This is a genomic window from Rhizobium sp. 05L429 (assembly GCF_056397645.1).
Window position 1 is genome coordinate 15,132 of record NZ_JBFTNV010000053.1, and the last position, 12,705, is coordinate 27,836.

The 12,705-nt window shown below is 58.7% G+C and carries 11 protein-coding genes; 7 read left to right on the plus strand and 4 right to left on the minus strand.

What is annotated here, in order from left to right; all coding sequences use genetic code 11:
- Positions 1-16: 16 nt before the first annotated feature.
- The 3 genes from AC1DNW_RS34110 to nirK all read right to left on the minus strand — a co-directional run bounded on the left by AC1DNW_RS34110 (position 17) and on the right by nirK (position 2,895).
- Positions 17-712 (minus strand): Crp/Fnr family transcriptional regulator, encoded by a 696-nt coding sequence (locus tag AC1DNW_RS34110; protein WP_113298841.1) that lies wholly within the window; start codon positions 710-712, stop codon positions 17-19.
- Positions 702-1,664 (minus strand): SUMF1/EgtB/PvdO family nonheme iron enzyme, encoded by a 963-nt coding sequence (locus AC1DNW_RS34115; protein ID WP_477855618.1) that lies wholly within the window; start codon positions 1,662-1,664, stop codon positions 702-704. Before AC1DNW_RS34115 ends, AC1DNW_RS34110 begins: the two co-directional genes overlap by 11 nt.
- Positions 1,665-1,746: 82 nt before the next feature.
- Positions 1,747-2,895: a copper-containing nitrite reductase gene (gene nirK / locus AC1DNW_RS34120; protein WP_113298839.1), complete on the minus strand. Its 1,149-nt coding sequence runs from the start codon at positions 2,893-2,895 to the stop codon at positions 1,747-1,749.
- Between the two features lie 200 nt (positions 2,896-3,095).
- Between nirK and AC1DNW_RS34125 the strand changes: the two genes are divergently transcribed.
- Positions 3,096-4,313 (plus strand): NnrS family protein, encoded by a 1,218-nt coding sequence (locus tag AC1DNW_RS34125; RefSeq protein ID WP_477855619.1) that lies wholly within the window; start codon positions 3,096-3,098, stop codon positions 4,311-4,313.
- 159 nt (positions 4,314-4,472) lie between these two features.
- Here the strand turns inward: AC1DNW_RS34125 and AC1DNW_RS34130 are convergent, their stop codons facing one another.
- Positions 4,473-5,231: a FadR/GntR family transcriptional regulator gene (locus AC1DNW_RS34130; RefSeq protein WP_113298837.1), complete on the minus strand. Its 759-nt coding sequence runs from the start codon at positions 5,229-5,231 to the stop codon at positions 4,473-4,475.
- Between the two features lie 229 nt (positions 5,232-5,460).
- Here AC1DNW_RS34130 and AC1DNW_RS34135 point away from each other — a divergent pair, with 229 nt between their 5' ends.
- The 6 genes from AC1DNW_RS34135 to dgoD all read left to right on the plus strand — a co-directional run.
- Positions 5,461-6,441 (plus strand): substrate-binding domain-containing protein, encoded by a 981-nt coding sequence (locus tag AC1DNW_RS34135; RefSeq protein ID WP_477855620.1) that lies wholly within the window; start codon positions 5,461-5,463, stop codon positions 6,439-6,441.
- A 75-nt stretch (positions 6,442-6,516) separates the two neighbouring features.
- A complete protein-coding gene (locus AC1DNW_RS34140; RefSeq protein WP_477855621.1) occupies positions 6,517-8,046 on the plus strand; it encodes a sugar ABC transporter ATP-binding protein in 1,530 nt (509 codons plus the stop codon).
- Positions 8,047-8,058: 12 nt separating this feature from the next.
- A complete protein-coding gene (locus tag AC1DNW_RS34145) occupies positions 8,059-9,063 on the plus strand; it encodes an ABC transporter permease (RefSeq protein WP_113298834.1) in 1,005 nt (334 codons plus the stop codon).
- 3 nt (positions 9,064-9,066) lie between these two features.
- Entirely contained in the window at positions 9,067-9,957 is an 891-nt protein-coding gene (locus tag AC1DNW_RS34150; protein ID WP_477855622.1) for an aldose 1-epimerase, read from the plus strand.
- A 21-nt stretch (positions 9,958-9,978) separates the two neighbouring features.
- Positions 9,979-11,604: a GMC family oxidoreductase gene (locus AC1DNW_RS34155; protein WP_477855623.1), complete on the plus strand. Its 1,626-nt coding sequence runs from the start codon at positions 9,979-9,981 to the stop codon at positions 11,602-11,604.
- A gap of 11 nt (positions 11,605-11,615) precedes the next feature.
- Positions 11,616-12,705 (plus strand): galactonate dehydratase (dgoD, locus tag AC1DNW_RS34160; RefSeq protein ID WP_477855624.1); only part of this gene is annotated, 1,090 nt, incomplete at its 3' end.

Below are 12,705 nucleotides of genomic sequence, written 5' to 3' on the forward strand. Positions count from 1 at the left end.
CCCGACAATCTGCCAGCTAATCGCCTTCGCCTTCCGCCAGTCTGAGAAGACGCTGCGGATCGGTGACCGTCAACTTCTGCCTTCCGCCCTCGACAATGCCCTTGCCTTCCCAGGCACTGAGGATTCGCGACACCGTGTGCAATGTCGTACCCGTCATCTCGGCGATATCCTGCCGTGATATCGGGAAATCGATTTTGATCGCGGTTCCGACCGCCTTGCCGGCTTGTTTGGACAGACGCAACACGGCATGGGCAACCCGCTTTTCCACTTCTTCGGTCGACATCTCTCGGATGCGCGTATGCGCTTCCTCAAGCCGYTGGCCGATCGTCTGCATGGCAGTCATTGCCAGGCGGGGATTTTGCTCGACGAACCGCGACCACATGTCGGTCGGCCATCCGAGGATGAGACTTTCCGCTGCGGCCGTGGCTGTTCCCGGATAGTCCTGTCGGCGCAGCGCCATGGCGAAGCCGAACAGGTCGCCCGGATGGACCATCCTGACGATGATCTGCTGGCCGTCATGGGTGACCTGCGTGACCTTGAGCCTGCCGTGCAGCAGCAGAAAGAACGATTTCGCAGCAGCTCCCTGCTCGAAAACCGCATCGCCCTGGGCGATGCGGCGCGGTGTGGCGTGCTCGAGCATGACGTCGAGGTCGGCATCCGTCATGCGCTCGAAAAGCGGCAGTGACTTCAAAACTGTACGGTCAACCTTCATTGTCGTCCTGCTGAACCTCTTTGAAAATGGCGCCGCCGATCATATCGGCTGCGACGCGGCGCGTGAAGTCTTCGATGCTCTCGATGAAGCTCAGCCGCCGGACGAGCCTGAAACCAAGATTGTCGGGCGGGCTGCCGACCGAGCATCCGCCGCCTTTGGGGTTTCTGACGAAAGTGCTCATCGGAGCGCGGTGCCTGCCGGCGGCGATCATGATACCGCAGTTCGCCGGGTCGGGCTCGTCGACGACGGCTTCCTTCTCGAGGTCGACACGCTTGTTGCAGGTCGAGGTCCATTCCCAGATGTTTCCACCGAAATCGGCAAGCCCGGTCTGGCTGACGCCAAACCATCCCTTCGGCTGCGGCGCCGGGTCGCTCGAKGCGGTGCGTCGCGCCTCGCGTTCATAGTCTGCAAGCCAGCGCAGCGCAGGGTTTTTGCTGTTCGCATCGGTGCCGAGTGCGTCGTCGGGGAAACGATCGGCGGCAGCGTAGGCGAGTTCGAAGTCGGTCGGAAGCCGCCATTGCTCGCCCGACTTCTGCGACAGCCAGTTCGCATAGCGCAGCGCGTCCTCATAGCTGACGCCGGTGACCGGCGTGTCGTCGCCGGAGGTTGTGCTTCGCCCTTCCGGGTCGGGGCAGGCGCCATCGGCCACGCAACGGTCATACTCGAAAAGGCTGGTCTGATATCTCATGATCGTCAGGGGCATCCGGACGTAGGCCTCGCGCTTCGGCGCATCGACCGCCAAGCCCCTGCGGAAATACTCGGTCGCGTCGCGATACTGGAATTCATGGGGTGCAATGGTTATGACCTCKGGAGCGGCAAATGCGGCATCGCGCCGCCCGATGTTTATCAACCCGGCCTCAACCGCAAGCGTTGCCGAAAGGACCGCAAGAAGCACAAGCGGAAGTACGATCGAAATGCCGGAAATTCCTGCAGTCTCGGCATGCGGTGTCATGTCCTTTTCGCAACATGCGCCCCCTTTTTAAAGAAAACATACTGTGCAGGCCGCCCTCACGGCCTGCACAGTCCCATCAAGGTCAGCTGGCCGACGGCGACTTCACCGAAGTCATCAGATCGTCGTTCCAGTCCCCGGTGACCTTGAAGTGGGCAGCCGCACCGAGTTCGAATGCCTCGATGAGGTTGTGGTTGACATAGGCGTAGATGCCGGGCTGCGCGAAAGTGTAGAGCGCCGCACCCGCTGTGCCGCCCGGGATGAACCAGGTCTCCTGGTCTATGTCGGGCACATTCGCAAACTTGCCGGTCGCCCAGACATATTCGCCATGCCCACCGATGAGATGCGGTCGCGTGTCGCGATTGGCCTGCGAGTGCACGATGAGCACGGTTTCGCCGACCTTGGCGGTCATCGCATTGTCGCCCGTCAGCGCGCCGACGGCGCCGTTGAAGACGATGTGGGTCGGGGTTAGCGTCTTCATCACCGCAAGCGTATCCTCGTAGGCCTCGCCGGGGCTGTCGTATTTCTTGAACTTGCCGGCCTCGTCGCGCGGGATGTAGAAATCCTGCTCGCCGACATAGTAGATCTTGTCGTAGACGAGGGGTTTTCCATGGCCGTCGGTGAGACCCTCGCGCGGGAGAACCATGATTGCGCCGTTCATCCCCGACGTGACATGCCAGGGCACCATGCCGGGAGGTGCGCAGTGGTAGACGAAGACCCCTGCCTTTGTCGCCTTGAAGCGCAGGACGGTGCTTTCGCCGGGGTTGACGACCGTCAGCGCACCGCCGCCAAGCCCGCCCGTTGCGGCGTGAAAGTCGATATTGTGCTGCATCGTGTTCGTTTCGGGATTGACCAGCGTCAGCTCCACATAATCGTCCTGGTGGACGACCATCAGCGGGCCGGGCACCGAACCGTCGAACGTCATCGCGTTCACCTCGGTCCCATCCTTATCGAGCACCATCTTCTTTTCCTGGATGGTCAGCGTGAATTCCTTGATCTTCGGGCCAGCCTCGGCTTTCTGGCTGTGTGGATGGACGAAGGGTGGCTTGACCAGTTCGACCTTTTCTCGCTGAAGCTTGGTGAAGTCGACTGTCGGCGCCTTCCTGGGCGCGTTCGCTGCCACCACCTCGTCGGCATGGGCAGCGCTATTCGCGATGATGATCGGCGTTAGCGCTCCTGCGACGGCAGCGCCCGTAAGCATCGTGCGACGGGTCATTTGCAGAGTGTTCGTCATTTCTAATCTCCCGTAGTCGAAGAGCGAGCGAACGCCGCCCGGTCGAGAAGGAAGGTAGTAGAAACCCCATTGGACTCTTTGATTTGGAGCAAACTGACTATTTGTGTCAGCGCAAAGTTCTGCCGCCGCTGTTTGCGTAATCTCAACGACTGCCCCGACAATCCTCGGCATTGCTGTGTCGTCAATTTGGAGACACGGAAATGAAAAACACTTCGGATGCCGCGCGAGATTTTCCGCGCGGCATGTCGCGAACCGGACCGGTCCTCTTCTCCTATGGCTTCCGGCCCTTCTTCCTGGCATCGGCGCTCTGGGCTATTGCAAGCCTCGACCTGTGGGTGGCCTATCTCAGCTTCGGCATCCCTGTCGCATCGGATTACGGACCATTGTATTGGCATGCGCATGAGATGCTGTTCGGCTTCGCACCGGCGGTGCTGGCCGGCTTCTTGCTGACGGCGATCCCGAACTGGACCGGCCGCCTGCCGATCGCCGGAAGGCCGCTGGCAGTCCTGTTTGCAATCTGGTGCGCCGGCCGTATCGCGATGCTGGCCAGCGGCTCGGTCGGGATCATCGCTGCGACCGCCATCGACAGCCTGTTTCTGCCTGTCATGCTCGTTATCTGCGCGCGTGAGGTCGTAGCTGGCAAGAAATGGAAGGATTTAAAAGTTATCGCGGGACTTTTTGTCCTTTCGCTCGCAAACTTGGTCTTTCATATCCAGGTCATCAAGGGCGTAGGCCCGGAACTCGCGATCCGTCTCGGGATCGGTGCCTACGTGCTGCTCGTGACGATTGTCGGGGGTCGGATCCTGCCCAGCTTCACCCGCAACTGGATCAATCAGTTCGGCCGTACGGACTTTCCGGTGCCGTATAACACCTTCGATGCAGCAACCATCATCATCGGTGCGGTCGCGCTTGTCCTGTGGACGTGCGTGCCGGAATCCACGGCTGTTTGCGGGGTGGCGGGCGTCGCGGCGATCCTGAACACGATCAGGCTGGTCCGCTGGCGGGGCTGGGCCACCTGGCCGGAGCCCATTCTGTTCGTCCTGCATGCCACCTTCTTATTCGTGCCGCTCGGTTTTGCCGCCATCGCTCTTCAAGCATCCAGATGGCTGCCCGAAGTGGGCGTGCTGCATATCTTCGCGATCGGCACGATTTCAATGATGATGTTGGCGGTGATGACGCGGGCAACGCGCGGCCATACCGGACGGAAACTGAAATCGAGCCGGACGACCAATATTTCCTACGTTCTGCTTGGCTGCGTTGCACTTGTCCGGCCGCTTGCCGAACTCGTTCCCGCGCTGACGACGGAAATCCTTGCGGTAGCCGCGATCGGCTGGACGGCATCTTTCGGATTGTTCGTGGTGGAGCATGGCCCGCTTCTGTGGTCGGGACGCAAGCCACTGACCGTGAAGGGAGGCTGACAGTGTCGCACCGGAAAGGCCGCACGATCGGCCTTTGTCATTCAGCCCTGCTCACGTCCCGGCCTCATGCCTGAAAGCCGCATTTCCGGCGATGATCTGGGACGGAAACGGTGGTGCTTATGGCTGATGCATGGATGCGCCGGATATGCCTCGACGCGTTCACTTGCACTTGTCGAGCCTCAGTGCATCCGTAATCTCGGCTCTGGCCACGCCAATAAGCGTTTCCATAGCAGCGCGGGCAACCTGTGGCTCTCTCATCCTGATAGCATCCAGGACTGCATGATGCTTCTCGAGAGCCTGTTCGTGAGACTGGCTCGCGCGGTTTGTAAGGCGGAAACTTGCGAGTAGGGCGGCTCTGATTGCACTGGCAAACTGCCTGTAGACCCAGTTGCCGCTGGCATTGATGATGGCCGTATGGAAGTCCAGGTCTGCTCGGCTCCATTCTTCGTTATCGCGGGAATTGGCATCCACCATGTCCTCATACGCTTGGGCGATGCGAGAAAGCTGCCTGGCGGTGGCATTCGTGGCCGCCTGTGCGGCAGCTGCAGGCTCCAGGAGCTGCCGTGCGTCGATCAGGGAAGTATAGAATGTCTCGTCGCCGCCTATGGACAACATCACATCGAGCACGAGAGGATCGAGATAATTCCAGTTCTCGCGTGGGAGGATGATCGTTCCCGCTCTCGTGCGGGAGCGGGTCATCCCCAACGCTACCAGATATTGCATCGCCTCACGCAAGCTGGTGCGGCTGACATTGAACCTGTCCGTCAAGTCCGCCTCGTTCGGAAGTGTCGATCCCTCGGCTAGTTCCCCTGAGACAATTTGCTCGACGAGTTGCGTCAACAGCGCTTCGCGGACGGAACGCTTTCCGCGGCCCGCGATCTCCTCTCCGCTTTCCGTCAACGTCCTCTCGGTTCGCATCACTTCTCCGCATTCCTGGCTTCGCGCCATTCTTCGACAATGGCTTTCGGTTCATTTCGCCCACCCTTACCCAACTCAACTAGCACGAAACTCGCCAGAAAAACCACACTTATAAAAAAATAAATCGTATTTATATTGACATTAATCCGATGAATAATATTGTTTGCTGGTGACGGTGGAGCCGCAAGGCGGATTATCCATCGATTTCGCATTCAAAAGGGAGGGAGCGATGAAGCTCGTCACGAACGCCGCCATTTTGGCGCTCAGCACATTCAGCGCCGCGTTGATCACGCCGGCCTACGCCCAGGACAGGGATTTGAAAGTCGGCGCGATTTATATGGATGCGCAGGGTTTCTACGCCGGTGTCCGGAAAGGCATTCAAACGGGGGCGAATGACGCTGGCCGCAAGCTCGACATCATCGAGACGAATGCTCAAGGTGACGTGAGCAAGGAGTCTTCTTTCATCGACTCGCTGATTTCCTCTGGCGTACAGGCAATCATCGTCTCTCCGGTTTCCGCCGACGGTTCCAATCGTGCAATCCGTCGCGCCCACGAAGCTGGCATTCCTGTCGTCTGCTACAATACCTGCCTGAACGACGCCGACATGAAGGAATATATTTCGGCTTACGCGGTCGGCGACCCTTACGATTTTGGGCATAAGCTGGGCGATGCGGCTGCCGACTATTTCATTGCAGAGAAGAAGGACGCGCCGAAGATCGCTGTTCTAAATTGCGAATTTGTCGAAGTTTGCGTTACTCGCCGTAAGGGCTTCGAAGAAGCATTGAAGGCGAAGGTTCCGGGCGCCCAGATCGTCGCCAACCAGGAAGGTGCGATCCTTGACAAGGCCGTCTCTGTCGCGAGCACGATGCTATCGTCCAATCCCGACATAGACGCTTTCTTCGGCGAAGCCGGTGGCGCAACGCTTGGTGCCGCTCGCGCGGTCAAAAGCCAGGGCAAGACCGGCAAAGTTGTCGTTTTCGGCGGCGATATGACGACCGAGATCGCGCAGGAAATTGCAGATTTCACGGTTATCAAGGCGGTCGTCGACATTTCAGGCCAGGGTCTCGGCAAGCTCGCGCTTGCGCAGGCCATCAAGTCGATCGATGGCCAGCCGCCGGAAGGCATCAAGGTTGCGTACGATATTGATCTCTACAAGTCTTCCGAAGACGGGAAAGCTTGGTTGAAGGCGCACGCCGACGGTATCCCGTGATGTCTTTGGCCTGATGGGACCAACAATCGAGGCCGCCAGGCGACTGGCGGCATCTCCTCAGCGATGGAAAGCTTCATGACACAGATATCGCGCTCCGTTCAGGCAACGGCTCGGCATCCGCTCGCATCGATTCAAGGATGCACTCGCCAGTATCCCGGCGTATTGGCGCTGGACAACGCAACTTTTGAAGTTGCTGCGGGCGAAGTAAGGGCGCTTCTGGGTAAGAATGGTGCTGGCAAGTCGACGCTCATCAGGCTTCTGACCGGCGCCGAAATTCCAGATCGCGGAACCGTCGCGGTCGATGGGGAGGAACTCCGTCATACAGGTTCTAGCCGGGCGCAGGACGCTTTCGACAAGGGAGTGCGGGTGGTCTACCAGGAACTCAGCCTGGTGCCGGGAATGACGCTTGCAGAAAACCTGTTCTTGGGGAGGTGGCCGCGAAAGGCGGGCATCATACAATACTCCGACATGGAGGCCGAAGCCTCGGCGGCGATGAGCCGATTGGGTCTTGACCGGGCCCCCAACGCGCTTGTGGCTGCCCTGAGCCCGGCAGAGCGCCAATTGCTTGAGATAGCTCGTGTCCTTCTCGGCAAGCCGAAGCTCGTCATCCTTGACGAGCCGAYGAGCTCACTGGCGGCAGCGGAAGCAGATAAGGTAATCGCGGCGGTTAAGCGGATTGCATCTGAAGGGATCGCAGTCATCTATGTCAGCCACCGCATGAATGAAATTCGCCAGATCGCCCATTCCGCGACCATTATGCGAGATGGCCGCATTATCGATACCGTGGACGTGAAGGGCGCTGATACACGCGAGATCGTCCGGCTCATGCTTGGCTCAGAAGCGTCTCAAGCAGCGGCGCTCGAAAACAGAAGCCAGGAGAAGACAGTTCTTGAGGTAAGAGAGCTGACGCTCGCTCCCAAGCTCACCGCCGTTTCTTTCGCCCTGAGAGCAGGCGAGGTCCTCGGGATAGCCGGGCTGCTCGGATCTGGACGCACCGAACTGCTCCAGGCAATCATGGGTGTACGCCGCCCGGACAAGGGCAGCGTACTCGTTGACGGCAAGGCGGTTCAACCGGGCCAATACAAGCGAATGATTTCGAGTGGCTTTGGATACACGCCCGAAAGCCGGAAGGAGGAGGGGATCGTCCCGCTTCTCGGCGTCGACGAAAATACGTTGGCGACGAATTTTGCCAGCGTCAGCAAGCGCGGGATCCTGTCCTCCAAACTGATGGCCGACGCGACGCGCAAAGTCATAGAGCGATTGCATATCAAGACGGCACGCACCGATACACCGATTGGCACGCTGTCGGGTGGCAACCAGCAAAAGGTGGTCATCGGCCGGTGGGTCTACGCCAACAGCCGTGTTCTGCTGCTTGATGAGCCGACGCGAGGCGTGGATGTCGAGGCGAAAGCACAGATCTATGCAATCATCCGTCAGCTCGCCGCCGAAGGGCGCAGCATTGTCTTCGTCTCAAGCGAGATCGAGGAGCTGCCCCTGGTTTGCGACCGGGTTCTCGTTCTGCGGGATGGGGCTCTGCACGAAGAATTCAAATCACCAAACATCGATCAGGACGCCTTGATGGCCGCCTGCATCGCAGGACATTGAGGGAGACATAAGATGTCGCTCGATCAGGCTGCAAAGCCCACTTCCGCCCGCTCAAAGAACTCGGGTTTCACTTTCTCGCAGCATATGAACGAACTGAGCTTGTTCGTGGCAATCGCTGTGCTTTATGTCGTCTTTACGTCAACGGCGAACGGCTTCCTATCGTTCAACAATCAGATCAACATTCTTCGCGATGCCGCAACAATCGGCATTGCCGCATGGGCTGCCACGCTCATCATCATTGCTGGTGAGATCGACGTCAGCGTCGGACCAATGGTGGCATTCATCTCCGTAATCCTGGCATTTTTCTTGCAGTGGGGTGTTCCCACTCCGATCGCATTCGCACTTGCAATCGTCGTCGGCGCGTTACTGGGTTCTATCGCGGGTGCCCTGCGGGCCTATTTCGATGTCCCGTCCTTCGTCGGCACTCTTGGCCTTTGGAGTGCCCTGCGCGGCACGGCTCTCTTTGTCACGGACGCGCTTCCTGTTTCTATCGGGCGGAATGATACCCTGGACGCATTGGATCGCTCCTTTCTTGGAATACCTCCGGCTGCGATCATAATGCTGCTGCTATTTGCGGTGTTCACATTCGTTAGCCGAAAGACCGCCTTCGGTCGGTCTGTCTTTGCGATTGGCGGCAATGCTCATGCAGCGTTCCTGAGCGGCATCAGCGTATCGAAAATCCGTGTCGCGCTTTTTGCAATCGCGGGAGCCATGGCCGCAATATCCGGGATCTTGCTTGTTTCACGGCTTGGATCCGGAAACGCCACGGCTGCGACGGGTCTGGAATTTGACGTTATTGCCGCAGTTGTGGTTGGGGGCACCTCGCTTTCGGGTGGGCGAGGTTCGATGCTCGGCACGCTACTCGGCGTCCTTGTTATTACCCTCATCGGTAATGGTCTTGTTCTGCTTGGGATCAACCCCTTTTTCCAGCAGGTGGTACGCGGCCTTATTATCGTTATTGCGGTGCTTGCCAACATTCAGGCAATCAAGCGCAGCATGTCGCGCAACAAGGGTTGATGCATGTCGGTAATCAACCTCGCAGCCGGTTCCCTCTCGCTTCGGATTTCGACAAAGGGCGGACTCGTGCTTGGCTTTTGGCGAGACGTCGGCATCGGCAAGGTTCCTTTATTGCGCCCGAGCCAGTCGGATAACGCTGATGCGTTGGKTTCCTCTTGTTACCCGCTCGTTCCCTTTGGAAACAGAGTGAAGGACAACCGTTTCCAATTCGACGGTGTTGACTACCAGTTCACACCAAATACCAGATGGGACAGGCACTATCTTCACGGAGAGGGTTGGCAGTCAGAGTGGGCCCTCGGACGGAGGACGCCTCAATCAGCGGAAATGACCTTCACCCACAGGGGCGGAGCAACTCCCTATGAATACCGGGCTCACCAACAGTTTACATTAAATGAAGAGGAGCTGACGGTGACCCTCGCCGTCGAAAATCGTGGCGAGCGCGCGATGCCGTTCGGCCTCGGTTGGCATCCCTACTTTCCGATGACGGCCAGGACTGCCCTGCAGGCACCGGCGCGCAGATATTGGACCGAAGCAGAAGGCTGGCTGCCGGGTGAACGAACTGAAATTCCCTCCGACCTCGATTTCACCTCGCCAGCGCCATTGCCAAATCGATGGGTCAATAACGGTTTCGAAGACTGGAGCGGCGAGGCCCTGATAACATGGCCGGAGTGGCACACGGCGCTGCACCTGACGGCGGATGCTATCTTCAAGCACGCCTTTATCTTCGTGTCGGACGCAGTCTTCGATCCGAACTTCAAGCGGGACTATTTCTGTTTTGAGCCGATGAGCCATTTGGCCAACGGACACAATTTATCTGATCTCGGTGACCTGAAGGTCTTGCAGCCGGGCGAGAGTTTTTCGGGAAGTATGCGCCTGCGTCCGTCAAACATCTGATTTACAAACCGGAGTTCATGAATGTCGGTCAGAGACCGTTACGACTACATTATCGTTGGCGGAGGCAGCTCCGCTTGCGTCGTCGCGTCAAAGCTGGTGCGTGACGGCAAAGCCAGAGTTCTGATACTCGAGCGAGGTCCTGCGAAGGCAAACCMCATCATGCACTTTCCAGCGGGGTACATGAAGTTCCTCGCCAAGGACACGTATCTTTCGATGCATCAGACGAAGCCACAGCCCCAACTGAACGGACGCGGCCCGATCGTGCCACAGGGGAAGGTGCTGGGAGGCGGCAGCACAGTCAACGCAATGGTTTACATGCGAGGCCAGGCCGCCGATTTCGATTTTTGGAACGAGCTCGTGACACCGGAGGGGTCGAACGACGGCGCCTGGTCTTATGACGATTTGCTGCCCTATTTCAAAGCGMAGGAAGATAATGACCACCTTGCTGGTGAGTTTCACGGAGTAGGCGGACCATTAAAGATCTCGCATCTCGGCCATACCAGTCCGATGACGCGAACATACGTGAAGACACTGCAGGGCATGGGCATCCCCTACAATCCAGACTTCAATGGCGAACGCCAGTTTGGGGTCGGCTTTATGCAGCACACGATTGATTGGAAGACGCGCAAGCGCTCCAGCGCTGTTGACGCCTTTCTCACACCAATCATGAACAACCCGCTGCTGACGATCGAGACTGAAGCAACGGTTACATTGCTTGAGATGAATGGCGACCAAGTGACCGGTGTTCACTATGTACAAAATGGGACCAGTAAGAGAGCAGAGGCTGGCAAGGAGGTTATCCTCGCTGCAGGCGCGTACCAGACGCCAAAGCTTCTTATGCTGTCGGGCATCGGTCCTGAGAATGAGCTGACGCGGCACGGCCTCAAAACTATCGTCGCCTTGCCCGGTGTCGGAAAGAACCTGCAGGACCACTACGAATGCCCGGTGGTCGCGACCACGAAGGGGTCATTTGGTTACTATGGCCAGGATCGGGGCTGGCCGATGATCAAGGCGGGGTTGCAGTATCTGATGTTCAAGTCGGGGCCGGTGTCGACCACTGGGGTCGAAACGTGCGCGTTCTATGACCCCGACGGCAATAACGAACGTCCCACCATTCAGATGTTTTGTGTCCCGACCGTCTATCTTGATCGGGACGTCATGGGGACGGAACCTGGTGACGGGGTGACAATCAACTCGCTTCTGCTCCGACCGAAGGCACGTGGTTCGGTAACATTGGCTTCGGCGGATCCATTGGAGAACTCAATCGTCGACACCCAGATTTTTGGCCATCCGGACGATTTGCGTCTGACTATGGCAGGTTTCCGTTTCGCGCGAACGGTCCTCGATGCATCGCCAATGAGAGATCTGATCGAGAAGGAGATCTTTCCTGGACCCGACGTGACCAGCGACGAGGCGGTGGCTGCTCACTGCAAACGCACTGTCAAGACGGGTTACCATCCCGTAGGGACCTGTAAAATGGGTCGCGACAGCGACCCGGAGGCGGTGTTGGATCTGAACTTGCGGGTGAKGGGGACACGTGGCCTCCGAGTAGTCGACGCGTCGATGATGCCTGCGATCGTGAGCGGCAACACCAACGCTGCTGTCATGGCTGCAGCGGGAAAAGCCGCAGACCTTATACTCGCATGAACAGGCCCATGATGAAGATCACCAAACTGACCACCTATATTGTCCCGCCGCGCTGGCTGTTTCTGAAGATCGAAACCGACGAGGGCATCGTCGGCTGGGGCGAACCGGTTGTCGAAGGCCGCGCGCTGACCGTCGAAGCAGCCGTCCACGAACTTGCCGACTACCTTATCGGCAAGGATCCCTTCCTGATCGAAGACCACTGGACAGTCATGTATCGCGGCGGCTTCTATCGCGGCGGCGCCATCCATATGTCGGCAATCTCCGGCATCGACCAGGCGCTCTGGGACATCAAGGGCAAGGCGCTCGGCCAGCCGATCCACTCGCTGCTCGGCGGCCAGGTGCGCGACCGCATCAAGGTCTACTCCTGGATCGGCGGCGACCGCCCCTCCGACGTCGCCCGCAATGCCAAGGACGTTGTGGCTCGTGGCTTCAAGGCGATCAAGCTCAACGGCTGCGAGGAAATGCAGATCGTCGATACCAACGAGAAGATCGACAAGGCGGTCGAGACCATCGCCACCATCCGCGAGGCGATCGGCCCGCATGTCGGCATCGGCGTCGATTTCCACGGCCGCGTCCACAAGCCGATGGCAAAGGTTCTGGCCAAGGAACTCGAACCCTACAAGCTGATGTTCATCGAGGAACCTGTTCTCTCCGAGCACCGCGAAACCCTGAAGGAAATCGCCAACCATTGCTCGACGCCGATCGCGCTCGGCGAACGCCTCTATTCGCGCTGGGACTTCAAGTCGGTACTGACAGACGGCTATGTCGATATCATCCAGCCGGACCTGTCGCATGCCGGCGGCATCACCGAGTGCCGCAAGATCGCAGCCATGGCCGAAGCCTATGACGTCGCAGTCGCGCCGCATTGCCCGCTCGGCCCGATCGCGCTTGCCGCCTGCCTGCAGGTCGATGCCATCTCCTACAATGCCTTCATCCAGGAACAGAGCCTCGGCATCCACTACAACAAGGGCAACGACATCCTCGACTACATCTCCAAAAAGGAGGTCTTCCAGTATGCCGACGGTTTCGTCTCCATTCCGCAAGGCCCCGGCCTCGGTGTCGAAGTGGACGAAGCCTATGTCATCGAGCGCGCCAAGGAAG